General features: G+C 69.2%; 19 protein-coding genes, 1 tRNA gene and 1 pseudogene. 3 read left to right on the top strand and 18 right to left on the bottom strand.

The window, feature by feature from the left end:
- Positions 1-38 precede the first annotated feature (38 nt).
- The 11 genes from ACWGKQ_RS18600 to ACWGKQ_RS18550 form a co-directional block, all read right to left on the bottom strand.
- Positions 39-2057 carry a carbamoyltransferase family protein gene (locus ACWGKQ_RS18600; protein ID WP_453292986.1) on the bottom strand — a complete coding sequence of 673 codons (2019 nt, stop codon included), beginning with the start codon at positions 2055-2057 and terminating at the stop codon, positions 39-41.
- Positions 2058-2123: 66 nt separating this feature from the next.
- On the bottom strand, positions 2124-3269 hold the full coding sequence (locus tag ACWGKQ_RS18595) for a nucleotide disphospho-sugar-binding domain-containing protein (RefSeq protein ID WP_453292985.1): 1146 nt from the start codon (positions 3267-3269) through the stop codon (positions 2124-2126).
- A gap of 13 nt (positions 3270-3282) precedes the next feature.
- Positions 3283-4866, bottom strand: coding sequence for a class I adenylate-forming enzyme family protein (locus ACWGKQ_RS18590; RefSeq protein ID WP_453292984.1), 1584 nt, complete (start codon positions 4864-4866; stop codon positions 3283-3285).
- Between the two features lie 6 nt (positions 4867-4872).
- Positions 4873-5610: an SDR family NAD(P)-dependent oxidoreductase gene (locus tag ACWGKQ_RS18585; RefSeq protein WP_453292983.1), complete on the bottom strand. Its 738-nt coding sequence runs from the start codon at positions 5608-5610 to the stop codon at positions 4873-4875.
- Positions 5607-6383 carry a 3-oxoacyl-ACP reductase FabG gene (fabG, locus tag ACWGKQ_RS18580; protein ID WP_453292982.1) on the bottom strand — a complete coding sequence of 259 codons (777 nt, stop codon included), beginning with the start codon at positions 6381-6383 and terminating at the stop codon, positions 5607-5609. Before fabG ends, ACWGKQ_RS18585 begins: the two co-directional genes overlap by 4 nt.
- 154 nt (positions 6384-6537) lie before the next feature.
- A complete protein-coding gene (locus ACWGKQ_RS18575) occupies positions 6538-7761 on the bottom strand; it encodes a cytochrome P450 (protein ID WP_453292981.1) in 1224 nt (407 codons plus the stop codon).
- A gap of 3 nt (positions 7762-7764) precedes the next feature.
- Entirely contained in the window at positions 7765-9567 is a 1803-nt protein-coding gene (locus tag ACWGKQ_RS18570) for a non-ribosomal peptide synthetase (protein WP_453292980.1), read from the bottom strand.
- 311 nt (positions 9568-9878) lie between these two features.
- Positions 9879-10094 (bottom strand): MbtH family protein, encoded by a 216-nt coding sequence (locus tag ACWGKQ_RS18565; protein ID WP_453292979.1) that lies wholly within the window; start codon positions 10092-10094, stop codon positions 9879-9881.
- Between the two features lie 186 nt (positions 10095-10280).
- Entirely contained in the window at positions 10281-11240 is a 960-nt protein-coding gene (locus tag ACWGKQ_RS18560) for a hypothetical protein (RefSeq protein WP_453292978.1), read from the bottom strand.
- A gap of 522 nt (positions 11241-11762) precedes the next feature.
- Entirely contained in the window at positions 11763-12851 is a 1089-nt protein-coding gene (locus tag ACWGKQ_RS18555) for a prephenate dehydrogenase (RefSeq protein WP_453292977.1), read from the bottom strand.
- Between the two features lie 92 nt (positions 12852-12943).
- Positions 12944-13552 carry an LmbU family transcriptional regulator gene (locus tag ACWGKQ_RS18550; protein WP_453292976.1) on the bottom strand — a complete coding sequence of 203 codons (609 nt, stop codon included), beginning with the start codon at positions 13550-13552 and terminating at the stop codon, positions 12944-12946.
- 846 nt (positions 13553-14398) lie between these two features.
- Here ACWGKQ_RS18550 and ACWGKQ_RS18545 point away from each other — a divergent pair.
- Positions 14399-14656: pseudogene (locus ACWGKQ_RS18545) on the top strand (2OG-Fe(II) oxygenase family protein); the annotation flags it as partial.
- A 14-nt stretch (positions 14657-14670) separates the two neighbouring features.
- Here ACWGKQ_RS18545 and ACWGKQ_RS18540 read toward each other — a convergent pair.
- On the bottom strand, positions 14671-15735 hold the full coding sequence (locus ACWGKQ_RS18540; RefSeq protein ID WP_453292975.1) for an LLM class flavin-dependent oxidoreductase: 1065 nt from the start codon (positions 15733-15735) through the stop codon (positions 14671-14673).
- A 394-nt stretch (positions 15736-16129) separates the two neighbouring features.
- Between ACWGKQ_RS18540 and ACWGKQ_RS18535 the strand changes: the two genes are divergently transcribed.
- The gene (locus tag ACWGKQ_RS18535) at positions 16130-17161 is read left to right on the top strand and encodes an aldo/keto reductase (protein WP_453292974.1); all 1032 of its coding nucleotides are present in this window, start codon (positions 16130-16132) and stop codon (positions 17159-17161) included.
- Between the two features lie 47 nt (positions 17162-17208).
- Here the strand turns inward: ACWGKQ_RS18535 and ACWGKQ_RS18530 are convergent, their stop codons facing one another.
- The 6 genes from ACWGKQ_RS18530 to ACWGKQ_RS18505 all read right to left on the bottom strand — a co-directional run bounded on the left by ACWGKQ_RS18530 (position 17209) and on the right by ACWGKQ_RS18505 (position 26077).
- On the bottom strand, positions 17209-19233 hold the full coding sequence (locus ACWGKQ_RS18530; protein ID WP_453292973.1) for a trypsin-like serine peptidase: 2025 nt from the start codon (positions 19231-19233) through the stop codon (positions 17209-17211).
- 1 nt (position 19234) lies between these two features.
- The gene (locus ACWGKQ_RS18525; protein ID WP_453292972.1) at positions 19235-21088 is read right to left on the bottom strand and encodes a peroxidase family protein; all 1854 of its coding nucleotides are present in this window, start codon (positions 21086-21088) and stop codon (positions 19235-19237) included.
- A 59-nt stretch (positions 21089-21147) separates the two neighbouring features.
- Entirely contained in the window at positions 21148-23058 is a 1911-nt protein-coding gene (locus ACWGKQ_RS18520) for a GMC family oxidoreductase (RefSeq protein ID WP_453292971.1), read from the bottom strand.
- A complete protein-coding gene (locus ACWGKQ_RS18515; protein WP_453292970.1) occupies positions 23055-23468 on the bottom strand; it encodes a hypothetical protein in 414 nt (137 codons plus the stop codon). Before ACWGKQ_RS18515 ends, ACWGKQ_RS18520 begins: the two co-directional genes overlap by 4 nt.
- Positions 23469-24527: 1059 nt before the next feature.
- A tRNA-Pro gene (locus ACWGKQ_RS18510) sits at positions 24528-24604 on the bottom strand.
- Between the two features lie 45 nt (positions 24605-24649).
- Positions 24650-26077 carry an MFS transporter gene (locus tag ACWGKQ_RS18505; RefSeq protein WP_453292969.1) on the bottom strand — a complete coding sequence of 476 codons (1428 nt, stop codon included), beginning with the start codon at positions 26075-26077 and terminating at the stop codon, positions 24650-24652.
- A gap of 220 nt (positions 26078-26297) precedes the next feature.
- Between ACWGKQ_RS18505 and ACWGKQ_RS18500 the strand changes: the two genes are divergently transcribed.
- Positions 26298-26876 (top strand): TetR/AcrR family transcriptional regulator, encoded by a 579-nt coding sequence (locus ACWGKQ_RS18500; protein ID WP_453292968.1) that lies wholly within the window; start codon positions 26298-26300, stop codon positions 26874-26876.

Genomic DNA, 26876 nt, shown 5'->3' with positions numbered 1-26876 from the left:
AAATACATGCAGCTCCTCGTACTCCCGCACTGGCTCTCCTATTCCGGCTGCACGGGACCGACAATGACGAACCGCTCCTGCCACAGGCCATAAAGCTCGGTCAGGAGTTCTTCCGTCAGGTCGACGCCGAGTCGGGCCAGCGGGGTGACACCGTCGGCGTGCGTCAGCAGGTCGTACATCGCGGCCGAGATCGCCGTATGGGGACCGCCGGTGTATTCCAGGTAGATCTCGTGCGAGACCCCGGGATCGCCCGGCTCGTGCGCCGACGCGCGGGCGAGCCGGCGGACGAGCCTCGTCACCGGGCGGAATCCGACGGTGAAGTCCTCCAGCTCCAAAGGCAGTTCGGTTCGCCTGCGAACCACGAAGTCCTCGATCACGAGCACGTCGAGGCTCGTCGTGAGGTAGCTCGCGAGTACGTCCTCGACGGACTGCACGATCGGCTCCGCGTTGTTGTTGAACGACGTGTTGAGCAGCACCGGGGTGCCGGTCAGCTCGCCGAAGCGCGTGACGAGCCGGTGGAACCGCGGATTCGACTCCTCGGCGACGACCTGGAGGCGCGCGCTGCCGTCGACGTGCGTCACCGCGCCGAGCAGCTCGCGGCGGTCCGCTCGCACCTGCACGACGAACGACATGAAGTCGTGGTGTCCCAAGGTCTCCGGCAGGTCGAAGTAGTCCGCGACCGACTCCGCGGTCACGACCGGGGCGAACGGGCGGAAGCTTTCGCGCTTCTTCACCATGGCGTTGATGCGCGTCTGGTTCTCCTTGGGGCGCGCGTCGGCGAGGATGCTGCGGTTGCCCAGCGCACGCGGCCCGAACTCCGAGCGGCCATGCGCCCAGCCGATCACCTCGCCGGCGGCGAGCAGGTGCGCGGTGGCCTCGACGACGTCGTCGGGACGCTCGACGTCGACCAGCGGGCTCCACGCCTTGAGCGTCTGTTCCAGCGAGTCGAGGTCACCCAGGTCCGGGCCGAGGCTCGCGCTCGTCAGCCGCGGCAGCGGCCACACGCGTCCGCCGCGTTCCGACTCGACGATGAGTGCGGCACCCTCGCTGGATCCGGAGTCGTGCGACGCCGGATGAATGAACACCTCGTCGAACAGACCGGAGGCGAGGATGCGGCCGTTGAGTGTCGAGTTGTGGGCGACACCGCCGCCGAACGCCAGGTTCCGCAGGCCCGTGCAGCGTGCCCAGTAGCCGATCACGTGCATCGCGATCTTCTCGGTGGTCTCCTGGATGCTCGCCGCGAAGTCCATGTGCGCCTGGGTGAACGGCTCGCCGCGGCGACGGGGCTGGAGACCGTGCTGCCGGAGGATCGAGGTCATCCTGAAGACCACTCCCCCGCGCGGGACCAGCTCGTAGGTGCCGTTCGGACCGAGCGAGTGCAGCGTCGAGAAGACCTCACGGTAGGTGGACGGGTCGCCGTAGGGGGCGAGGCCCATCACCTTGTACTCGTCGCCGAAGCCGTAGCCGAGGTGCCGGGTCCCGTACAGGTAGAACTGGCCGAGCGACTTCGGCACCGGGTACGAGGCGAGTTCGAGCAGCTCGGCCCCGTTCGACCGGTAGATCGTGCAGCAGCTGCTCTCACCCGCCCCGTCCATGACGACGACCAGCGCCTCGGTCATGCCCGACCGGTAGTACGTCGACGTCGCGTGCGCCAGGTGGTGCGGCACGTAGTGGAGGATCTCCGGCGGAGCCGCCCAGTCGAGGTCGATGCGAAGACGCTCCAGGATCATTTCGCGTGAATACCGCGTCGGGACCTTCGGATGGTCGGTGTAGAGCTGCTGGAATATGTCGTCGAAGAATTCCTCGGGGAAGTAGTAGCCGATCGCGTCGACATCCGCCGGAGTCGCACCGGCGATGGCGAGGCATTCCCGAATCGCGTTTCCGGGAAACTTCGTCGTCTTCTTGATCCGGTTGAGCCGCTCCTCCTCCACCGCCGCAACGAGGACTCCGTCGCGGACCAGTGTGGCGGCAGCGTCGTGCATGTAGAGCTCGTTGAGGTTCGGCACCACATCGGAGTCCGCTGGGGACACATTCCCGTTCAGGCCAAGAACCAGCATGTCGATCCAATCTGCGAGCACGGTGCTCACCGGTAACCGTCAGAAGAACGAACTTTCACGCGATGATCATTGATCGGTATGTCTGGCCGTACCGGCACGATCGAACAGGTCCTCGGCCACCTCGGCCGGGCTCGGTCGGCTCGCGTTCTCGCCGGCGAGTCGGCGTGAAACCGCGCGGTGTTCACCGTCTCCGGTGATCAGGACGCAGGCCGTTTTGATCCGTGCCAGGTCCTCGGTGTCCTGCGGCAGGCTCAGGCCCGCGCCGACCGCCGTGATCCGCTCCGCGTTGGAGAAATGGTCGGCGAAGTGCGGGACGACCAGTTGCGGCACGCCGAACGCCGCCGCCGCCATCGTGCTCCCGGAGCCGCCGTGGTGCACGATCGCGGTGCAGGTCGGCAGCAGCTCGGACAGCGGGATCCGCGCGGCACGCACTCCGCCGGGCAGGTCACCCAGCAGCGGCCGGTTGGACTCGTCGATGGCGATGACCACTTCCTGGTCCAGAGCCACCAGTTCGTCCAGCAGCAGCCGCCACAGCGGTGCGACCTGCGGATTGCGCCGAGGCAGGGATGTGCCCAGGGTCAGGCACACCCGGGGCCGGACCGGCGGCCCGGCCAGTAGCCAATCGGGCACGCCGGCCGGGCCGTTGTAGGCCACGTACCGCATGGGTGTGGCCGCCACCGCGTCCACGGGCTGGAGGCTGTCGGGGCACACGTCGATCGTCCGGGCCGGTCTCCCCAGCGGGGACAGCCCGAGTACCGCGAGTTCGGTGTCCATGGCCGCGACCGCGGCGCCCAGCAGTTCCTCCGGCGGCATCAGGCCGTAGGAGTGCCGCACCCAGGGCACGCCGGTGATCGTCGCCGCGGCGGGCCCCGCCAGCTCCATGGGCTCGGAGATCACCAGGTCCGGGTGCCACACGTCGACGAGTGCACGGATGGCGGACAGCGATCGGATGCCGTTCTCGGCGCACCGGCGGCCGGTGCTCTCGGCCGGGCTCACCGGACCGCCGGGCGGACCGATCGGCCTGAACAGCCGGACCGGGTCGACCGGATCCAGCACCGGCGCGCCGGGCAGGCCGGCTCCGGTCACCACCGGGAGGAAGTCACGGTCGGTGGCGACCAGCACGGTGTGCCCGGCCGCCTGCAGCGCCCAGGCGAGCGGCACCATGGGAAACAGGTGGCCGATCCCGGGCAGGGACGTGAACAGCACTCTCATCGAAGGATCCACCTCACCTGTCCACCAGCACGTCCGGGTTCTCACCGCGAGCCTCGGCGCCGACCTCACGGATCCGCAGCCGGTCCACCTTCCCGGTGCTGTTGATCGGGAACTGCCGCCAGCGCACGAACCGGGTCGGAGCGTGCGTCGGGGTCATGGCCTGTGCGACGTGCTCGCGCAGAGCGGCGAAACTCGGGGCGCCGTCGGTGCTCAGCACGACGGCGGCGTGCAGTTCCTCGATCAGGTCCGACCGGCGGTGGCCGTACACGCACGCGTCCACCACGCCGGGACAGCCGACGAGCACCTTCTCCACCTCGGTCGGGCTGACCCGGGTGTCCTGCACTTTGACCACGTCGTGCATCCGGCCGAACAGCCGCAGGTACCCGTGTTCGTCGACGGAGCCGAAGTCGCCGGTGTGCAGCCAGCCGTCCCGGACCACCCGCGCGGTGTGCTCGGGATCGGCGACATAGCCGCCCATGGCCTCCGGACCGCGCACCACCACCTCGCCGATCCGGCCGACCGGCAGGTCCCGTCCCGTTTCCGGGTCGCGGATGGCGATGGTCACCCCGGGCATCGCCCGGCCCACGGTGGCCAGCAGTTCAGGACGGTCGTGGTCGGCCGCGCGGAGCACCGTGATCCGGCCGGCCTCGGTGGAGCCGTAGGACTGGGCCAGCACGCCGGGCAGCACTCCGGCCGCCTCCCGCAGGCGCTCCGGGGATGCCGGGGAACCGAGGTACAGCAGGTCGCGCAACGAGGACAGGTCCGCGGTGCGGACATCGGGGTGGCTGAGTATCGCGTAGAGCTGCGCCACCCCCATGACCGTCTGGGTGATCCGGTACGTCGCGACATCTCGCAGGAAGTCGGCGGGATCGAACCCCTCACGCAGCAGCACGCTCCCGCCGGCGGCCAGCACGGTGTCGACGAGCACTCCGACTGTCTGGCTCACCGCGGTCATCGCCAGGTAGGCCGGCCGGGGATGCGTGCCCCCGCGGAGCACCGCCGCGTTCCACGACTCGAACAGTCGGCACACGCCCTTGGGTTGGCCGGTGGTACCGCTGGTGTAGAGCACCATGGCCAACTCGGGTGCCTGGGGCGCGAATTCCACCGACACGTCCTCGACCGGCCGGCCGTCGACGGTCACCGTGCCGGACACCGGACGGCCGAGGCCGCACAGCACCAGCTTGTCCGGGACCATCTCGTGGACGTTCTCGGCGAGTTGGGCGTTGGGCTCGTCGAACACCAGCACTGACGCGCCTGCTTCACGCAGCATCCGGACCCGGGTGGTCACCGGCAGGTGGTGGGTCACGGTGCCGTGGTTGGCGCCGGTGATGTACACGACCGATGCGCCCAGCAGGTGTGCGGCATGGCGGACGATCAGCATCCATGGGCTGTTCACCCGGGTCAGAATGGCCACCGCGTGGTCGCGGGCCACCCCTGCCTCGCGCAGTGCCGTCGCGACCCGCAGCACCGACCGGTGGAACTCCGCGCCGGTGATCACGGTGTCCCGCCACCGGATGACCGGTCGCGCCCCGTCCCTGGTCGCCTCGCCGAGGATGCGGCTGACGTAGTGCTCCGATCCGTGGTCCTTGTTCGCCACCAGTGGCTACCTTTCGTGAAGCAGAGGCACTCCCGCTCGGGGAGCGGCGACGTAGATCTCCTGTCCGGTGACTCCGGCGGCCTGCCCATTGGCCAGAAACTCCGTCACGTGCGCGACCCCGGCCGCGTAGGAGCCCGCGCTGTCGTCGACCGGGGGTCGGTGTGCCGGGGCCCGGGTGTCGACCGCGCAGTCGGCCGGCGCGATGAGGTTCACGGTGATGCCGGACCTCGCCAGCTCCAATGCCGCGGACCGGGTGAAGCCGCTCAGTCCGGCCAGCACGGGCTGGGAGGTGAGCCAGGCGTGTTCGCCGGCGTCGACCGGCTCGGCGACGATGACGATCCGTCCCCGCCGGTGGCGCAGCAACTGGCCGGCGCCGGCCTGGCAGCAGACGAACGCCGGGCGCAGCGCCCGTCGTACCACGGCATAGCGCTGTTCGTCCGCGCCTTCGTCCTCGGGCAACCCGTCCGGCACCGGCCCCAGTCCGACGCAGGTGACCAGCACGGTCGGGCTGCCCAGTGCGGTACGCACCTGGCCGAGGGCGGCACCGACCGACCTCGCGTCGGTCAGCTCGGCCTCGATCGTGAGGCACCGCCTGCCGGACTCCTCGATCCGCCCGACGGTCTTGTCGGCCGCCGTGAATGCGCTCTCCAGCAGGGCGATGTCGCATCCCCCGGCCGCCAGCCTGAGCGCGACCGCGAGCCCCGTGTGCTCGGTGCCGCCGGCCACGACCGCGACCCCTGTCATCGCCGACCACCTTCCATGTGGATGGTCTCCCCGCTGAGGTAGCCCGATTCCGGCCGGGTGACGAAGGCCACCGCCGCGGCGATCTCCTCGGGCGTCCCGATCCGGCCCACGGCCGAGGACAGCGCCGCCTCCCGCAGGACCGTGTCCCGGTCCACACCGAGTCGTGCGGCGAGCTCGTCCACCATCGGCGTGGCCACGAAGCCCGGCGCGATCGCGTTGACCGTCACGCCGTGCGGGCCCAGTTCGGCCGCGAGCGTGCGGGTGAACCCGGCGATCGCGCCCTTCGCGGTCGCGTAGTTGGTCTGACCGGCGTTCCCGCGCGCGGCCACGGAGCTGAAGTTGATGATCCGGCCGTGCCCCTGCCGGCACATGTGCCTGCCGACCGCGTACGAACATCGCATGGTCCCGCCGAGGTTGACGTCCAGGACCGTGTCCCACTCCTGGTCGCTCATGGTGAGCAGCAGCCGGTCCTGGTTGACCCCGGCGCAGTTCACCAGCACGTCGACGTGACCGAACTCCTCGACGGCCGAGGCGACCGTTGCCGTCACCGCGTGGGCCACGGCGACGTCGCAGCCGAACCCGCCGGCCCGTCCGCCGACCGCGCGGATGGCCGAGACCGTGGCTGTGGTGTCCTGTTCGGTGCGGTCCACGACGATCACCGTCATGCCCTCCGAGGCAAGGCGTTCGGCCGTGGCCGCGCCGATGCCCCGGCCGGCCCCGGTGACCATGGCGACCGGCCCGTCGGCGACCGCGGCCGCGGCGGACCCGGTCATCGGGTTGCGCTCCGCGGCCGGCGCGCCCACCGGTTCCGCTCGATGTGCGCACGGCAGACTGCCCGGCGGCCTGAGCGGAACGCGGTGCCCTGCCGGTCCTCGAATGCACCGGCCGCGCATGCCGTGCTCGTCATGCGGACGTCCCCCCGGGCCTTCAGGCCGTGACCCTGATCGGCAGTGAGCTCATCCCGTGCAGGATGCTGGAGTAGATCCACCGTTCCTCGCCGATCTGCTCCAGGTCGCCCACCATCCGGCGCAGCCCGTCCAACACCGCGTAGACCTCCATCCGGCCGAGGTAGTGGCCGAGGCAGTAGTGCGAGCCGTAGGCGAACGTGAAGTGCTTGTTCGGGGTGCGGGCGAGGTTGAACTCGTCCGGTGCGTCGAAGACGGTCTCGTCCCGGTTGGCCGAGGAGATCCATACGCTGACCACCTCGCCGGCCTTGATCTGCCGGCCGTTGATCACGACGTCTCCGGTCGCCTTCCGGCCACCGTGCAGCGACGGCACGGTCCAGCGCAGTGCCTCCTCGGTGGCCGTCTTCAGATCGACATCGCCGTTCTTCAGGGCCCGCCATTGGTCGGGATTCTCGATCAACGCGAGGATCGTGCCGGTGATGGCGTGCCTGCCGGTCTCGTCGCCGCCGATCATCAGCCCGTAGCAGTTGGACATCTGCTCGGCCGCGTTGAGCGGATCGCCGTCGATCCGGCAATTCGCCAGGAGGCTGACCATGTCGTCCCGGTCGCTGCCGCGGCGCTCGTTGAGCAGCTTGCTGAAATACAGGAGGATCTCGTTCTTGGCGACCCAGCTCTCCTCAGGAGATTCGTCCGCGTAGTCCGTGCTCCACGCGTGCGAGGTCAGGCCGAGCAGGTATTTCCGGTCGGACTGGGGAATTTCCAGCAGGTCGCAGATGGCGCCCAGCGGCACGTTCGCCGAGATGTCCTGCGCGGCATCGCATTCGCCTCCTTCCAGCGCTGCCCGCAACAGCCCGTCAACGGTTTCCCGCAGCGAGTTGGCGATCAGGTCGAGCATCTGCGGCGAAAAGCCCTTGGACAGCAGGTTGCGCACCTGGTGGTGGCGCACGCCGTCGGTGACCGCGAGCATGGCGCCCGAGGCCGAGTCACCACCGGTCAGCAAGGTGGCCAGTGCGTTGCCGTTCTCCGTGGTGAAGTGCGCCTTGTCCTTGTACACCTCGTTCACGTCGGCATACCGGCTGATCACCCAGAAGCCGGGCTGCTCACCGCGTGGCTGCTGCCAGTACATCGGCCGATCGGCCCGCAGGTGGCGGAATATCTCATCGAGTTCGTACTCGGCGTGCAGAATTGGCGAGGCCAGATCGATCTGCTCGAGTTCGTTGGGGGACACCGTGGGACGGGCGGTCATCTCTTACTCCCCGAGGGTCGCTATCGCGGCCAGCTTCTCGATTGTCGGGTGGTCGAGCACGGTCCTGGGCAAGAGCGCCAAGCCGGCTTCCTGCGCTCGCTGAATGAGGTCGACAGCCAGGATGCTGTTCCCACCCAGTTCGAAGAAATTACTGCGAACGTCGATCTCGACAAGGTCAAACAGGTCTCGGAAGATATTGGAAAGGATCTTTTCGGCAGGAGTGCGCGCTTCCTGGACGGTGGGCCGGATGGTCCTGGTCGGCTCCGGCAGCGCGGCTCGGTCTGTCTTTCCGCTGGGAGTCAGCGGAACGGCGTCGATGGTCGCGTAGATCGACGGCACCATGTAGTCGGGCAGGAAGCGGCCGGCGTGTTCACGCAGTTCGCCCGCTTCCGGCGTGGTGCCGTGCGTCGGCACCACATAGGCCAGCAGTTGCGGCCCGTCGGGGGCGCCGGCCCGCAGCACGGCCACCGCCTGCGCCACGTCCGGGTGTTGGCTGAGCACGGACTCCACCTCGCCCAGCTCGATCCGGAATCCGCGCAGTTCGACCTGGTCGTCGGTCCGGCCGTGGAACAGGATGTCGCCGTCGGCCCGCACGGAGGCCAGATCGCCCGTGCGGTACATCCGTTCGCCGTCGGCGCCGAACGGGTTGGCCACGAACAGCTGCGCGGTCAGGTCGGGGCGGTTGAGGTAGCCGCGCGCCAGCCCGGCACCGCTGAGGTACAACTCGCCGATCTCTCCGACCGCCACCGGAAGCAGTCGGTCATCGAGGATGTGCACGGACACCCCCGGAATCGGCCGGCCGATGGTGACCTCGTCCGTCGGGGCGAGCGGGCCGGTCATGGTCGCGCACACGGTGGATTCGGTCGGACCGTAGGCGTTGACCAAACGGCGTGCCGGTGCCCACTGTTCCACCAGGCCGGCCGGGCACGCCTCGCCGGCCACCACCAGTACACGCAGGTCCGGCACCGCGTCCGGGGACACGGTCGCGACCGCGGCCGGCGGCAGCACCGCATGGCTGACCCGGCCGTCCCGCAGGGCCTTTGCCAGCGGGTCACCGGCCAGGGTGTCCGCTCCCGGCACCACCAGAGTGGCACCGGCGGTAAAAGTCGCCAGCAGCTCGGTCACGTAGGCGTCGAAGCTCGGCGAGGCGAACTGGAGCACCCTGCTGTCCTCGGTGATCTGCATCGCGGCGACCTTGGCCGCGGCCAAGGCGGGCAACCCGGCGCTGGTCAGCGCGACGCCTTTCGGTCGGCCTGTCGAGCCCGAGGTGTAGATCACGTAGGCCAGGTCCGTCGCGGCGAGTGAGCCACCGCGTTCGTCCTCGGTCACGTCGGTGTCGGGCAGTGCGTTGAGCCTGGCAGTCTGCTTGGCCGAGTCCAGCACCAGCTGTGGCGCCCCTATGTCGGCAGGCAGCTTCGCGGCAGCGCCCCGGACGGTGCACAGCAGTGCGGGCCCGGCGTCTCCGAGCAGGTAGGAGATCCGCTCCTGCGGGTAGTTGACGTCCACCGGCAGGAACGCCGCCCCGGCCTTGGCCGCGGCAAGCACGCTGATCACCATTCGGCTGGATCGGGGCAGTGCCAGTGCCACCAGACGGCCCGGGCCCGCCCCTTCGTCGAGCAGCAGCCGGGCGAGCTGGTTCGCCCTGGCGTTCACCTCGTCGTAGGACAGGATCTCGCGGCCCGAGACAATCGCCGGGCTACTGGGCCGGCTGTGTACCGTCCGCTCCCATAATTCGGCCAGCGTCGCCGATGCCGTCCTTGTCGTCGCCGGCTGATGAGAAGCCTTGTTCAGACCTTTGTTGAACAAACCGCCCCCCAGTTGAATATCACCGTGGTTGTACCACCATTAAGTCTCCATGCCATTGGAACATACTCCCCAGATGGCCGAAGTGGAATGCTGCACGAACCGGTGACTTCCGAGACGGCTCGCCCGATATCCCGACGACACCCGACGACTCTCCAAGCGCCGGGAAGTCATGCATCGAACGCTTCGCGCGATTGAATCACGCCCTGGTTCTGCCGTAAAGCGCCTGACGCCGAGCACGACCGGCGGCCCCGGTCAAAAGACCTTCGACAATTCATCCCGTGCTGTCAAGTCAACATTTGGGTGAGCAGGCTCTACTGGTCGCCCATCGCCCGCAGCCGGCTCAACGGTCGCATGTCCGTCCAATGCTCATTGACGTAGTCGAGGCACTCTTGCCGCGACGCCCCGTCCACAATGACAGTCCACCCATCGGGGACATCAGCGAACGAAGGCCACAGAGAATACTGCCCCTCTTCATTGACCAGAACCAGATAGACGCCGTTCTCTTCCTCGAACGGGTTCGCCGCCATTACGAATGCCTCCCCGGATTTTCTTGCACGCAGAGTACTCGTTACCACAGTGACCGCCCGGAGGTTTCTGCCTCCGAACAGGCCATCGGATGCCGACGGCCGGCGTCCGGCTGCGCGGTGGTGTTCAACCGCACGGTTCGAGCGGTTGAACGTCCCGCAGCCTCCGGGCCGGACCGTACGTCTCCGTCAGGCGGTGTCTCGGCCCGCGAGCTGGTCGGCCAGATGCTGCCATGCGGCGGCGCACTCGCGGGCCATGTCGATCACCATGTTCCGGCAGTGCTCCGGCACGTTGTCCGAGATCTGGGCGATCTGCTCGACGCCGCCCGGGCCGGCACCGTCAAGCAGGCGGAGCAGGCGTCGGCCGGCATCGGTGAACCGCAGCGACGGGTCCTTGCGCAGGCTCTGCAGCACTCGGCTGTAGTCCGGGCTGGTCCGCTGCGCCACCGCGGCCTGGTGTGCTGCCCCGGCCGCCTGCTGCCGGGCGGTGACGGCCGGCTCGCCTCGTCGCAGTCTGGCGCGCACATTGCTGGCGGTGCCCACCGAAATCCGCGCCGCTTCGGCTATTTCGCGAACCGACGCGTTCGGATTCTGGGCCAGCAGGGCGCTGGCGCGCTGCCGTCCCGCCGTGCCGTCGTTGGGCCGGCTCCGGCCGTCCTGCCCGGTTCGGCGCTCGACCGTGCCGGCGATGGACGGCGACCTCAAGGACGCGACGGTGCCGGCCGCCAACCCGGTGGTCCGTGCGATCCTGCGGTCGGACCAGTGCGGGTGCGAATCCATGATCCGAGCGGCGGCGGATTTCCGCTCAGCCATCGTCAAGGGCAGACCGTGCGCACGATTCAACTCGACCGCGAGGACGAACACATCGGCTGAGGACCCGTCGACGAAGACGACCTCGATCAGTTCGTCGCCACGAAAACGAGCCGCCCATAACCTGTGCATTCCGTCGATGACTCGCCGTGTCGCACGGTGCACGACAATCGGCGGCAGGATCTCCTCCGTCTCGGCCAGTGTACGAATGTGTTCGGTACATTCACCGGACCGCAGCAGATCGGACGGCGGCAACAGAGAACCGATCGGAACCTGTTCCCCCTTGCCGGTTACCCCAGGCGAAATCGGCGTGATCTCCTCATCACCACCGTTAATCATATGACCCCCGTAGGACATGATGATCTGGCCCCTGATCAGCGCGTGTAGGACATGGGTGACCAGAGGCCGGTCTCGGTCAGCTTCAGCAGTATCCGCGCACGTGCATCGCTCATTCGCCGCCGGGCGGCGCAGACCTTGCGCATGCATCGGCGGTTACCCAGCCCAGGCTATTACCGGAACGACTCGATTCGATCCACGTCCGGATCGATCACCGCCATGCCTGACGTTTACACATCCGCACGATGTGCAGAATCGTCGGCTCCACCCGGCGCGGCCTGTGAGTGGTTGACGGTGAGCCCATCACCGGTCTTCCCCGTTCGGTTCCAAGTTACCGACATCGGCGCCCTGAAGGCCATCTGCGCCGCGCATGTCGAGTTCCTCGCGTTGGTGCATTCGGCCAGCGCGAGCAGCGTGAAGTCGGCCCTCGCCCTTCCCTCACCGCCATGCCGTCACCACGGCGAAGTACGCGATCGCCCCGGCCGGCACAGCCGGCGGGCGGTTCGTCCTGGGCGTCCGCCGCTGTCAGGCGTCCGCCGGCCACTTCCTGCGGCGCAGTTCGTACCGGAGGTCGTCGACCTTGCGCGAAGTGACCGAGATGGTGACCGTGCGGTCGAGGCGGTCCGGCCGCTGCGAGATGTTGACGCCGTGCATCACCACCCCGGTGCTGGCAACGTCGCTGAAGAGGCGGGCCAGTTCGGTCGGCCGGTCCTCGACGGAGACATCGATGTCCGCGAGTTCGGTCTCCGTGGGAATCCCGTATCGGCCGGGGACGCGGTTGCAGCCGTCGATGCCACGCTGGATGAACTCCAGCAGATGACCGTCAGGCTCCGCGGACGGGCCGCTTCGGTCCGCGACGGCTCGGAGTGTCTCCAACAGGCGTGTCAGGTCCCGACTCAGCTTCTCCAGCTCACTCACGACCGGCGCCGCGTTCGCGGCGAGGGCCTGTGTCCACGAGGTGGCGGAGTCGACCCCGATGAGCTGGGGAATCTTCGACCAGACGTCTCCCAGCAGCCGTAACGCGATGCGGTCCGCCTCCGTCAGGCGAGCGGCGGCGAGACTGAGAACGACCTGGGGGACGAGTGTGCCGAGCGCGATCGCCCGGTCGTGCGCCTCGGCATCCAGGACAACCGGTATCGCCCCGCACGCGGCGACCAGTTCGAGAGCGCAGTTCAGTGCGGAAGCATCCGTTTCCACTGCGGGCACGAGCGCCCACGGCCGTCCGTCGAACAGGTCGTCCTGCGCCGCCAAGGGACCGGATCCCGGTCGTCCCACCAGTGGATGGCCCCCCACCACAGTGGCGAGGTCACAACCCAGTTCTTCGAGTTCACGCCGGAGCGAGACCTTCACTCCCGCCACGTCGACGTAGCAGCGAGCGGTTCCCCTCGACTGGTGGGACGCGACCACCGGTGCCACGTGGGCCGGCGGCACGGCGACCACCGCCAGGTCCACCGCTTCCGGCGGTTCCTCGGCCGTCCCGGCGCCGACCGCCTCGGAAATGCGCAGTGCGACGGGACTGACATCCATGAGGTAGGTGTCGATGCCTTGCTTCCGCAGCGACAGACCGATCGACGTGCCGATCATTCCGGTCCCGATTATCACGGCCGTGCGCATTGATCTCTCATAATCCTTTCGAGGCCGTCACACAGCGGTGCCGTGCAGCGTCGATGCCACCAGGCAGCGATGCCGTAGGAGCGCACACCCGATCAAATAGCCTCGTCGACGACGGATGAGATCCAGTCCGCCAGAGTCAGGTTGCTCCGCCGCGCCGCCTCCCGCCATCGTTCAAGACGTAACTCGTCCAATTGGAGGCTGAGCTGAACCTGGCGTCGCAGATCTCCTTCGCCCGACATGCTGGCCCGGATCTGTTTGCGCAGCTCGTTCCTGGACCAGTCGAGTCGCACTGCGAAGTCGAGCCAGTGGTCCTGTTCGGCTTCCGAGAGAGCTGCCACTTCCATGTGATGTTGGAATGTGAGGCCGTCTCGCCGGCGAGACGGTTCGAATTTCCTCGCCACCCAAGCATAATTTCGCAGCGTTTGATAGTCGAGCCTGGTCTCTTTCATCGCCCGGCGGTATCGGTCACCGTACTGGTTCTGCCCGAACACCAGCCAATCACCGATCCACCAGGCCGACGAATCAGATACCGCGAGGATCCTTCCGCCGAGACAGCACCATGCCTCCAGGGAGAGATCCTGCGGGATCCGAAGCCTGGTCCCCTCGGCCGAAACCTCCGGGCCGAGATACGAGACGTGTCTTCTCGTCGCACCGGTACCGGTTCCCACAGCCTTCGCAGCTGTCCGACCAGATGCGATCATGACGCCTCCCGTTTCCCCCGTCAGGACAAGCAAGTCGGCGTGGCCTGGGTCCAGCTGAGACACGCCGCTTCGGCCGAGCGATCGTCAGGTTAACTCCGCGCACCTCCGGACCGCGCATGAGCCGCTGATACGCGCCCTTTGACTGTCCTTATTTTTGCGAATCCTTCACGCAGGGCGACGAAGGCGATCACACTCCATATGACTTACAGAATGGCCGAAATCGATTGTTTACTTCTCGAAGCCGAGGGAAAGACTGGGCGGCGCCCTCACGGAGGGGGTGGAGGTAAAAGATTAAAGCAACTTTCCCTTTTTCGGATCCCAAGCCGCTCGTACTCCCTGCGCCGAGTACCCTCGCGCCCCGAAGAATCACGACCGGGGCGTGTGCGCGCCGGGCCGCTCACCGTATGGCGTCGGCCTCGGTCAGGTACGCCGGTCACCCACCGGTCCCCGAAAATGATCAGAAAATGATCAAGGGCCGGTTCGGATACCACCGAACCGGCCCCAACCTGCCACTGTCTCCAGTCGGGACGACAGGATTTGAACCCGCGACCCCTTGACCGCCAGGAGTGAGCGCCGAAGGAATTTTCCGGATACAGCAGACTCGACCAGCCGCTGCCGCGCGCCGCATCGCCCCCCCCCCAAGACGCAGTCCTCTTCGGCGGGGTGAGCACGTCCTCGCCACCCCGTTCCTCGCCGTCGGCGAGGAACGGCGCAGCGGCACGGGCTACACCGACGCGAGCGCCGACTCCCGCACCACGGCGCGCGCGTAGCGCTCCTGCGGGCTGGGCAGTTCGCCGGCGCCGAAGTTGAACGGGTGGTGGAAGGTGCTCGACACCAGTGGTGACGGATGAGGTGCCCGGACTGCAGGTGGAGGCGCCGCGCGGACAGGGCTTCGTCGACGTGCCGTATCTGCCGGGAGCGTTCGTGGTGAACCCGGGCGAGCTGCTGGAGGTCGCGGCGAACGGTCGTCTGAAGGCGACGAACCACCGTGTGGTCTCGCCTCCGGGATCGCGCGAGCGCCTTTCCGCACCGTTCTTCTGCACTCTCCGGCTCGACGCCCGGATCGCCCCGCTCCCCTTCCCCGGCGCGTCGGCCGCCTCGGGCGCCGTGCTCCGCGGTCAGCGCAGCCGGGGCAGCAGTTGGTCGCCGATGCGGCTGATCTCCTGCTTGTAGGGGGTGTCCGAGAGGACGAAGTGGGTGATGCCGAGCTTGCGGTAGTTGTCCAGCGCCGTGGCGACATCGGCGGCGGAGCCGACCAGCCAGGTGGTCCCCGCTCCCCCGCCGCCGAACCTACCGGGCGTGGTGTACAGGCAGGTGTCGAGCACCTCGCCTCGCGCGGCGAGGTCGAAGAGCCGCCGCTGTCCGACCGCGGTCCTGCGGTCCCCCGCCCAGGTCAGCTCCTTCCCTCCGTCCGCCGCCATCCGCGCGACCCTCTCCTCGGCCGCGCGCCACGCCTCCGCCGTGGTGTCGCGCACCAGCGCGGTGATGCGCAGCCCGAACTCGAGCGGCTTGTGCCTGCGGTCCACCTGCTCGCTCAACGCCTTGAGCCGGTCGATCCGTTCGGCGAGTCCGTCGAGTGGTTCGCCCCAGAAGAGCTGCACGTCCGCCTCCGCCGCCGATACCCGCTCGGCGGCCTCGGACGCACCGCCGAAGTAGAGCGTCGGATGCGCCCTCGTGCCGGTCACGTACGGGCGTGGGGCCACCGTGGACCGGCCGACCTGGAAGTGCTCGCCGTCGAACGTCACGTCCTCCTCGGTCCACAGGCGTCGTACGAGATGGAGGAACTCCCCGGTGCGGGCGTAGCGTTGCGCGGGATCGCTTCGGGTGTCCCCGTACGCGGCGAGGTTGTCCAGTCCGCTGACGATGTTGACCAGGACCCGGCCGCGGCTGAGCTGGTCGAGTGTCGCCGCCGCACTGGCGAAGTGAGCCGGCTGCCAGTAGCCGGGGCGGATCGCGATCAGGGGCTTGAAGGTGGTGGTCCGGGCGGCCAGCGCGGTGGCGACGGTGAAGGTGTCCGGACGTCCCCATCCCGTTCCCAGGAGTGCTCCGCCCCAGCCGTGTTCCTCGGCCGCGCGGGCCAGGTCGGTGGAGTACTCGACGGAGCCCCAGCCGGTCGTCGTGTCGTCACCGCGATGTCCCGGCTCGACGGTGTTGGGGATGTACCAGAGGAATTCCGCGCTCATCGTGCTTCCGATCGCTGTGCGGGGTGGCGGCTGTCAGAAGGCGGGCGGAGGGATGCCGCCTCAGGCACTGTGCGCGGATCGGTGTCGAGCGCCCGGGGCAGCCGGACTCACGTCCCTGCGGGTCAGAGCAGACGCGGCAGCACGCGACAGTGGACTGGCGAAGGAGCGCAGAGGATCAACACTGGGCGCTGGACACCCGTACGAGGTCGACGCATCGTTCGCTGGTGAGCATCAGGACCTCGGGCATGCGATCGAGTCTCCGAGTGATCGATCGGAATGTCAATGCGCCCGATTCGCCACTGGCCGGCCAGTACGGAGCCGACCGCCGCCGGCCTCTTCCGACCTGATTGGATGCGTCCTGCCCCGACCCCTCACCTGGACGGACCTTCCGCGCATGGCATTTGGCGCCCCCTCCCATCGAGCGGCCGACGACCGCTACGAAAGGCTCGGCACCTACCGCAGGGCCGGCGACTCCGGCCTCGAACTCCCCGCCTTCTCGTTCGGCCTCTGGCAGAAGTTCGGGACCGACCGCCCGTACGCGACCCAGCGCGAGATAGTGCTGCACGCCTTCGACCTCGGCATCACCCACTTCGACAACGCCAACCGCTATGGCCCGCCACCGCGCGCCGCCGAGAAGTTCTTCGGCACGGTGCTCCGAAAGGACCTCGCGCCCTACCGGGACGAGCTCGTCCTGTCGACCAAGGCCGGCAACCCGCTCGGTCCGAGCCCCTACCTCAAGGGCGGCTCCCGCAAGTCGCTCCTGGCCTCGCTCGACCACAGCCTGCGCGATCTCGGCACCGACTACGTCGACATCTTCTACAGTCACAGCCCCGACCTCTCCACCCCGCTGGAGGAGACCGTCGGCGCCCTGGCGACCGCGGTCCGGTCCGGAAAGGCGCGCTACGCAGGCATCTCCAACTACACCACCGAACGGGCCCACGAGGCGGCGGAGTTGCTCCGCCGGGCTGGGGTCCCGCTAGTGGTCCATCAGCCTCGTTACTCGATCTTCGATCGTCGCCCGGAACTCGACGGCCTGCTCGAACTCGCCGCCGAGGACGGCTTCGGCCTTGTGGTCTACAGTCCGCTCGCCCAGGGTCTGCTGACCGACAAATACCTCGACGGTACGATCCCGCCGGACGCCCGCGCCCGTGACAGCGCCTTCCTGTCGCCCGACGCCATCGATGACACCTACCGCGAACGCGCGACGGCGCTCGACGAGATCGCCCGGCGGCGCGGCCAGTCGCTGGCGCAACTCGCCTTGCAGTGGGTTTTGCGACAGCCCCAGGTGACCAGCGCGCTCATCGGCGCGAGCTCCACGTGGCAACTGGACCACAACCTCAGGGCGCTGGACTTCCCGCCACTGACGGTAGAGGAACTCGCGCTGATCGACCGGCACGGCGTCCACGGAACCGGATCCCGCCCCTGACCACCCGACACGTCGCCGAAAGCGTGCGCGGCCCGCCGCGCACGCGATCAGCCGAGCTTGAGGTGGCCGCCGATCTCCCCGGCGACCTCGGGGTGGGAGAGGTACTCCACGATGTTGTGGGCCCGGTCGCGGGCGTTGATGACGGCGACGTCGGTCACGGTGCCCGCCCAGTCGTCGGCCAGCGGGCACCCGATGGCCACCGCGTCGGACGGGGACCACGCGTTGAGCCAGTCCGTCACCGCGTCGGGGCGCTTCGGTCCGCCGATCAGCAGCCTCTTGTACACGCTGTCCAGCCCCAGCGGGCTGCCCACCGTGGTGAGGTGGATCGTGTGCAGTGCGGGCGACAGCCGTGTGGTGAGGTCCATGCCGACCACCGTGCCGAGGCTGTGGCTGACGAGTATCACCTCCCCCTCCTCCGGGAGCGTCTCCAGCACACAGTCCAGGACCGCGTCCCGGACGCTCCTGTCGTCGAGATACGCGGCCACGTCATGGAGGACCAGGGCGATGGTCCAGGCGTCGATGTCGCTCCTCGCGGCCAGCCAGCTCAGCTGGCGCTGAAGGTGTCCGACGACGTCGCCCAGACCGATCCGCTCGGCCTCCGACGGCCTCTCCGACGGCAGGTTCCACCTGCCCGCGGCCTCGCCGATCATCTCCTCGTACACCGCTCGGGAGGTGGGCGACGCGGGAGCGACCGCCTCTGCCGGGGAGAGACTCATGGCCTCGGTGAGACGTGGCACGGCCTCGTGCGCCGGGAGCGCCTGCACCAGTCGGTCGCCGTAGTAGGGGAACCAGGCGTCAGCCGGATCGACCGGTGGGAGCCCGGCGCGGACGAGTCCCTGGTTGAGGCCGGCGACCCATTCGCGGCGCAGGTCTTCCGGGACCTTGTGCTCCTGGGAGCGCCCGTGCAGGAAGACCAGATGGCGCTCGCCGCCGAACGCGCCGTCCCGGGCGCGCAGGCCCGTGTGCGTGACCGCCGTCGTGGCGGCCGGTCCCGGTGCGGCGAGTGCGGGCGCCGGAGCGGGCGCCGTGGACTCCGCCAGGCCCAGACCCGACTCGGTGCCCATCTCCGCCAGCGGGTCCGGCGGGACGCCGGGCGGCAGTTGCGCGAGGTGCCGCAGGATGGAGCTGACGCGGACGCCTTCGTTGGCGACCCAGTCGACCGCGTCGTCGCCGTCACCCGGCTGCCACACCTGCCCGTCGCTGCGCAGGACGCGCCCCTGGTCGTCGGTCTTCGGCACCCCGCTGTGGTGGAGCGCGACGACCTCCCACTGGTCGTTGAAGACCGGGGAGCCGGAATTGCCGGGCTCTGTGTCCGTCGTGTAGTGGAGGAAGTCGTCGAGCCGCACCCGGAGCATGTTGTCGCGGACGGCGATCTCCTTCAGACGCCCCATCGGGTGGCCGATCACGTTGACCGGCTCGCCGATGACCAGCTTGCCCGGTTGGGCGCTGAGGCGGTTCCAGCCGAACGTCTCACCCGGCGGCCGCCCGCCCGGGTCCGGGGCGACCAGGACCAGGGCGAAGTCCAGGCGTCCGTCGGCCACGAAGAACGCGTCCGGGTCCAGCTCCAGCCGCGTCGGCGGCTGCGGGGTGTTGTCCACGGTGACCTGGGCGTCGAACTCGACGAAGCACTGCCGGGCCGCCTGCGCGTCGGTGAGCACATGGTGGTTGGTCATCAGCAGACTCGGCGACACCAGGAAGCCGGTGCCCAACGGGAGTTCCCGGCCGTTCTCCCGTACCGAGATCCGGGCCACGGTTCGCGCCGCCCGGGCACCACGCGGCAGGAAGCTCCACGCCTGAAGTTCCTTGGACACCCCGAGGATGCGTTCGAAGGCGTCGGGCGCGGTCAGCGGTTCCGCGCGCACGGCCTCCACGGCCATGGCGGCGGGTACCGCGTGCCGGTCCAGCAGACGCGTGGCGCGCGCGGCGAGCGCCTGCCGTGAGTCGGGGAAGGGCACGCCCGCATCCATTTGCTGCTGTACGGCGCTGCGCTCGTCGCTGGTCGCGCGGTACCGTCCGGCCGCCGCGGCGACCTGGCGTGCGCGCTCCTGCCCCGTCCGCTCCGTCGCTCGCATCTCAGGTCTCCCTCTGTGCGGCGCTGTGCCACGGCACGAAGGCGTTGGTCCGCCCGGAAAGCGCCGTACGCAACCCGGGGTGGTGGCGCAGCAGAACGGTGACCATGCTGTTGTCGTCGATCCAGGCCATGCCGGCCTTGGAGTAGACCTCGGGGGTGTAGTGGGTGGTGAAGAACCGGTCGCTGTTCAGCCGGCGCGAGGCCATGAGGATGAAAATGCGGAACGCCGTGTCGCTGAAGGCGAATCCGGCCGGCAGCTTCTCCGCGTACAACCCGACCATCAGGTCGACCTTCTCGATGTCGCCGTCGTAGAGCCGCTCGATCCGCTCACCCCAGGCCGGATCGTGCGCCAGCTCCGTGAAGCTCGCCGCGGGCTTGAGCCGCAGCAGCCGCCGGAACTCGTTGTAGCGGGGCACCCCCATTTCCCGGGAGCGCAGGATGTCGGTGGCGGCGAGATCCTGCAGATGCCCGTCCGGCCGCTGGAACTCCTGAAGGAACCTCGGGAAGTTGTGCAGGGTGACCAGTCCGGGATGCAGCGTGCCGAAGCTGTACAGCAGGTCGGCCATCTCCGTGGTCTCCAGGAACTTCAGCGCTCCCGGGCCGGAGATGTCACGCAGGGTGCAGTGGCGCAGGGTCGCGTCGTCGGTGACGGCACGCAGGTGCCAGTCGTCGCGGACCAGCGGGTGCATGCGGTACACCGCCACGAACTCCTCGGTGAGGGCGTACGGGACGCCGTAGTGATCCGTCTCGCCGCCGGGGATGCCGCTGATGACCTCGCTGTCGCCGACGCGCCCGAACAGGTTGTGGACGCGCTCGCCCGCGATGCCCCACCAGTTGGCGCGCAGTGCCTTGACGGTGGTGGGATGGCTGATCACGGCCGGCGTCCACTCCACGGTGTGGATCTTCGCGAGAAGCGCGGAGTTGACGAGCCGGGCACGCTGGAACAGCTCCTCGTCGCTCCAGGACGGGTAGGCGGCGTGCAGGTGGTGGCAGATCGCGTTGTGCTCCCGGGTGAACAGATCCTGCATCATGGCGAGGCCAAGCCAGAAGCCGGGCACGTGCGTGGGGTCCTGGGAGGGGTCGGCCGGAACGGGAGCCCGCTCGTCGTCCCACAGGTGCAGCCCGCCCAGTTCTCCGGTGCGCAACTGGTTCTGTTCGGCCTGGTTCTTCCCGTAGATCTGGGACGCGTCCCACCAGTGGGAGGACACGTTGACGCGGGTGTCGGGCGTACCGGGGGGCGCCTGAGGGTCACGCGTGGGGTCGTCCGGGGTCCGCATGATGGTCATGGGGTGTTCGGGCCAGGGGTCGTCGTCCATCAGGGAGACCTCCCAAGGCCGGTCCGCGGGGCTGGTGCCGTGGCTGAACCAGTCGCGGATCATGAACTGGAGCCAGGCGGCGACCAGGGAGTTGACGGATTCGGCCGGGATGAGCTCGTCGCGGGTGAGCAGCGTACGGCTGACCTCACGCGGGCTGGGCGCGGCCAGGACGTCCTCGGGTGTGGTCGGGGCGATGGCCGCCAGCGGAATGTTCCGGCCGAAGCGGGTGCCGGCCATGCCCATGCGCGGCTCGCCGAGGTCGTTGTGGCTGCCGTCGGCGGTCCGGTTGACCTGGTGGCTCGCGGACGGGGGCGCGGGCGCGGGCTCGTTGATCGCGGGCAGCCCGCCGGTGTCGTACAGGTTCTTCTGCCGGAGCCTGACGCGCAGCCCGAAGAGCGTCAGCAGGCCTGCCGCCACGGGCAGTCTGTCCCAGCCGATGCGGCGGTCGATGTACTGGGCGGCGCCGGTGATGATCCGCCAGAGGAAGGTCGTACGGTATCCGGCCGGGGACCGCCGGGAGGCGCTTCGGTGCGTGCTCATCACGATACTCCTTGGGTGGCTCCTGATCGTTTCGTTCGGGGACGGCCTGGTGGCGGGAGTCAGGCGTGGGCGGCGTCGCGGAGGATCACCTCGCTCGCCTTCTCGCTGATCATGTAGATGGGGGCGGCGACGAAGAAGCCGGGGATACGGGGGAAGACCGAGGCGTCGACGATCCGCAGCCGGTCCACCCCGCGGACCCGGAACGCGCTGTCGACCACGGCCGAGGGATCATCGGCGCGTCCCATCCGGCAGGTGCACGACGCATGGTGGCCCCAGGCCTCGTCCTGGACGAAACGGCGGACGGCGTCGCGGTCACCGACCTCTTCGCCGGGCCACAGCTCCTGGCGCACCACGGAGTCGGCCTTGCGGTTCATCCCGCGTACGAACTCCACGGCGTCGGCCATCGCTTCGAGATCCAGGCCCTCCTTGTCCGTGCCCTCGGTGAAGTAGTGGAAGTCGACCAGCGGGGTGTCGCGCGGGTCCGCGGACCGCAGCCGGACCCGGCCTCCCGTGTTGTGGGTACGGCTCTTGAGAATGGCCCAGGTGAAGCGGTCCTTGTGGTGTGTCAGGTCGAGGGAGTAGCCAGGGCGGTAGCCCCGGAAGTCGAACGGGCCGCCGAAGATGAACAGGTCCGGGGCATCCAGGTCCGGGCGGGACTTGCGGGTGATGCCGAGCACGGCGCCGTTGGTGGTGTAGAGGCCCATGCCCTGCTGCCAGGCCCGATAACAGCGGTCCGGTTCGGTCCCGGGCTTCGGAGCATGGAAGTCGCACTCCTTGATGACCGGGAACTCACGGCGCATCTGGCTGACCACGCCGACTTCGTACCGGTCCTGGAGATTCCCGCCCACCCCGTGCAGGCCGACGCGCACCGGGATGCCGTGCCGCGCCAGTTCCTCAGGTGGCCCGATGCCCGAAAGCATCAGCAGCTGGGGCGTGTTGAAAGCCCCTGCGGCCAGGATCACCTCGCGGGAGGCGAGGACCCGGTGCAGCACCGCCGACCCGGAGTCCGGCCGGGTCCCGGGATCGGCCCGGTAGGCGTGCGCCTCGTCCAGGTAGTCGACGCCGGCCGCCGCGTTTCCCTCGTCCAGTACGATCCGGGCGGCCAGCGCGTGGGTACGGACCACCAGGTGATCCGGCCGGTCGCGCTGCACGGCCCGGACGCGTTCGCGAACGGCGCTGCGGCGGCCGTCGGCCGTGGAGATGGGGATCTGCCACAGCCCTTGCAGCGCCTGGGTCTGCACCCGCCGGTCGTTGGGGTCGACGAAGGAGCCGAACCCCTCGAGGGGGGACAGCGGCCGGTCGAGGAAGCCGGCCAGCGTGTCCTCCGCGGCGGAGAGGATGACCTTCAGCAACTCCGGGTCCTGCACGGCGAGTCGGGGGTCGGCCAGCGCGGTGGGCAGCCAGCCGTCGAACCCGTGCCGGGCGTCGTTGCGGTACCGGGCCGACACGACGGGCAGGTTCCGCAGCACCGCGGCCAGCAGCGGATTGCCTGGCGGCCTCTTGGGCCTCGGCCGGTAGGTACAGCGCTCCAGCCGCTCGAAGTACCGGCGCATGGCCGTGCTGTGCCAGGTGGCGTCGCCGGTCTCCGCCGCGATGGCGTCCCAGTCGCGGTCGTACGGATAGACGGTGATCAGGGCATGGTGCGCGGTGCACCCGCCGATCGTCCCGGCGCGCGGGTAGAGGACGCCCTTGCCCGGTACGAACTTGGTGTCGCGCCGTTGCTGCTGCTCGTCGGCGTAGTGCCGTACGAAGTAGTTCCAGCACTGCACGGGGTCTTCGGAGGCGTCGGCGTGGAACGCGGGCACCAGGTAGCTGTCGTTGTCCTCGGCACCGCCGGCGTCCAGGAGCAGGGTGCGCATGCCCGCGGCCGCGAGGTTGGCCGCCAGCGGTCCGCCGCCCGCGCCGGCTCCGACGACGACGTAGTCGAAGCCCGTCTCTGCGGTGGAGGCCGCCTCGGTGCCGGCCTTCACGTCTGCTTGTCCTTCGAGGAGTTGGCGAGCGCGGCCGTGGCGCGGATGGCCAGGGCGGTGTTGACGGCCGAGATGAGGGTGGTCATGACGCCGGTGCGCGGCGAAACCTGCCCGTGGATGCCGAGCGTGGCCGCTGTCACGGTGTCACTGCCGTGGATCAGGATCCCCTCGCGCAGGTCCTCCCTCAGCTGTTCGCCGCTGTCGGTCAGCAGATCGAGGCCGAGCAGGACCGTGCGGATACCGAAGAGACGAAAAGCGTAGACGGCTGCCGGGCTGGGCGGATCGCGGTCGGGGTCGAACCGCCGGATGAGCAGTTCCGGTACCAGCAGACCGGCGGCTCCGTTGAGGAGTCTGATTCCGGCAAGGAGGTATACCGGGACCGGGCGACTGGAGGCAGATGCCGTGGCCATGATCGCTCCTGAGAGTGCGGAAGCGTACGGGTGCGGGTGAGCGCTGAGGTCGTGGTCACCCGCCTCCGCCGCCTTCGATGAGGGTGCAGCCCGAAGAACAGGCTGTCCGATCAGTGGCAAGTGCGGCCACCAGGGGTCTCCTCACAGTTGTCCCCTTTGGGGGCAGAGGCCCGTACGCACCGCTCGGACAACCGGCCCCCCTGCCCGAGCCTGTGCCGGGCTGTCCCTGTCGAGCTCGTTCCACGCTCGTGGTCAGACGTCCTCGTCCATCGTGCGCCGTCTACGGCCGCACCGCATCCGCAGCGCGGCCGAGTTGATGACGCTCGCGGAACGCACATGGGCAACGACGGTCCGGTTGCGTGCCGTTTGCTTGTGCGGCGCGGCCGCAGGGGAGCCGCTGCCGTGCCGGAGGTTCGATCATCATCGTCCCCGATGATCCACCGGACTGGCATCGGGTGCCCCCGGACGTGGGCCTTCCCCGGTGCTCGCACGGCTCGTCCGTCTGTCAGGCCGAGATGAGGCGGGCCGGCGGCGCCTGTCCGTCCGGAAGCCGCCCATGCCTCCCAGGGTGATGTCACGGAGACCGGCCGGGGTCACTCCCGGTGCCGCGCTGTCGTACAGATCGGGCTGAAGCATGCCGAGCGGGTGGCCGAGTGCCTCGGCGAGACGGACGGTCAGCGCGGCCCAGATCCAGCCGCGGTCGGGTCGCCGTCTCGCCCCGCGTCGCCACCGCCCTCCGGCACCGTGCACGGACAACGTCCTGCGCCCGCGTCGATCCTGACGACCCGTTCGCCGGACTCGTCTTCTGTCGACCCGACGGCCGGCCGCTCGGACCACACCAGGTTCTCGACCGGTTTCGCCGGCTCTCCGCCGAAGCCGGCGTCCCCAGGATCACGGTGCACGACCTGCGCCATCCGGCCGCCGCTCTCACCATCACCGGAGCCGAGGAGGCCGACCACCCGTCGGGGCGTGCGGCGTGGCTGCGACCACCACGGCTCCAGACGCGCGAAAGGCCGTTCTCCCAAAAATGAGAGAACGGCCTCCGACCTGCCGAAAGCATGGTCGGGACGACAGGATTTGAACCTGCGACCCCTTGACCCCCAGTCAAGTGCGCTACCAAGCTGCGCCACGTCCCGCTGCGGAGTCACGCGGTAGATTCCGCGTGATCACGCAGGTCAACACTACCGCACGCGTACGGGTGCTGCCGTCGGCTGCTCCACTACCGGGCCGGTGACGCGGCCGGCGCGGCGGACCGGGACGAGGAGGGCGGCCCCGGCCGCGGTCAGGCAGAACAGCGCGAGCAGGGCCCAGGCGTGGGTGTAGCCGGAGGCGTACGGCAGCCCGGAGGGCTGGAGGCGCCCGGTGACCAGGACGCTGGTGAGCGCGGCGCCGATGGAGCCGCCGATGGTGCGGATGTTGGCGTTCATGCCGGTCGCGGCGCCGGTCTGCTCGGGCGGCACGCTGCCGACGATGAGGTTCGCCATCGAGGCGAAGGCCAGGCCGATACCGAGGCCGAACAGACCCGCGACGACGCCGATCTGCCACTCCTTGTCGTGCCAGAGGGTGAGGAAGCCGCAGGCCAGCGCGCCGAGCGCGGCTCCCGCGGTGAGCTGCGCCTTGGCCCCCACGCGGGGCTCGAGGCGGCCGCCGACGACGCCCGAGAGGAACATGGCGATGAGCATCGGCAGCATGAGCAGGCCGGACTCGGTGACGGTGGCGCCGAAGCCGTAGCCGGCCGAGGCGGGGGTCTGGACGAAGCCGGGCAGGAAGGACCAGATCGCGTACATGCCGGCGCCGAACAGGAGGGCGGCCGTGTTGGTGGTCCAGACGGCGGGCAGCCGCATCACGCGCAGGTCGATGAGCGGGGTGGCGGAGCGGGACTCGGTGAGCAGCCAGACGGCGAACAGGACGACGGCCGTGCCGAACAGGCCGAGCACCTTGGCCGAGCCCCAGCCCCACTGCCCGGCCTGGCTCAGCGGCAGCAGCAGCGCCACCAGCCAGGCGGAGAGCAGCCCGGCACCGAGCCAACTGACGCTGCCCTCGGCCCGCTTGGGCGACTCGGGAACGTAGCGGGCGGCGATCAGGACGGTCGCCGCGACCACTGCGACCGGGATCCAGAACAGCCAGCGGTAGTCCAGCGCCGAGACGATCGGTCCGGCAGCCACGATGCCGACGCCGCCGCCGGCCGCGATCACCGCGGACAGGTTGCTGATGCTGCCGCTGACCTCGGCCGGGGTGAACTCGTCGCGGATGATGCCGAAGGAGAGCGGGAACAGGGCGCCGCCGATGCCCTGGACGACCCGGGCGATGATCAGGACGCCGATGTTCGGCGCGAGCGCGGCGACGAGGCAGCCGGCCAGGACCGCCAGCAGGACGGCGACGAGGGTGCGCTTCTTGCCGATCAGGTCGCCGACCCGGCCGAGTATGGGAGTGAAGACCGAGGCGGACAGCAGATAGGCCGTCATCACCCAGGTCGCGGTGGACTGGGAGGTGTGCAGGGCGTGCTGGACGGTCGGCAGGGCCGGTGCGACCAGCGACTGGAGCATGGAGAACACGCCGGCGCCGGTCGCGAGGACCGCGAAGGTGAGGCGGGTGGACTTCCGGGGCATGAAGGGCCTCTCCGAAATCGGAACGGAGGGAAAGGGACGGAACGGCGAGGGAAAAGTCGGTGAGCGTGCGGGAAGGGGACACCGGGCCGCGTCCGGCCATGGCGGTACCGCTCCGCACTGCTAAAGTGGAGGTACCCCTCCACTCTACTGGAGGCAACCCTCCGCTTCAATCGAAGTCGAGGAATCCCTCCGGTTCACCCTTGTCACGCGGGAGGCAGCAGTGACGGACAGCCCGTTCCCCGTCAGTGAGATCGTCGCGTCCCGGAGACCGCACCGTAAGGACGCGGCCCGCAACTACGACGCGCTGATCACGGCCGCCCGCGAGGCGTTCGCGGAGCGGGGCGCGGACGTCTCCCTGGAGGACGTCGCCCGCCGCGCGGGGGTCGGGATCGGCACCCTGTACCGGAACTTCCCCACCCGCCGCGACCTCTTCGAGAGCGTCTACGCGGACGAGGTCAACGCCCTGTGCCGGGCCGCCGTGGACCTGGCCGTGCTGGAGCCGTGGGAGGCGCTGACGTCCTGGCTGGACCGCTTCACCGGCTACATGGTCACCAAGCGCGCGGTGCGCGAGGCCCTGAACGACGAGTCGGAGATCTTCCAGGCCTGCCGTGACTCGATGTACGCGGCCGGCGGCCCGCTGCTGGAGCGGGCCCAGAAGGCGGGCGTGGTCCGCACCGACATGGAGATCGGCGACCTGCTCCGCATGGTCTCCGGCATCACGGCCACGGCCTTCGACGACGACGCCCAGCGCAACCGCGTCCTCGGCATCGCCCTGGACGGGGTACGCGCCGCCCGCTAG

The organism is Streptomyces sp. NPDC054770, from assembly GCF_053611985.1.
Note: the sequence above shows the minus strand (reverse complement) of the source record. Positions and strands in the feature narration are given on the sequence as shown.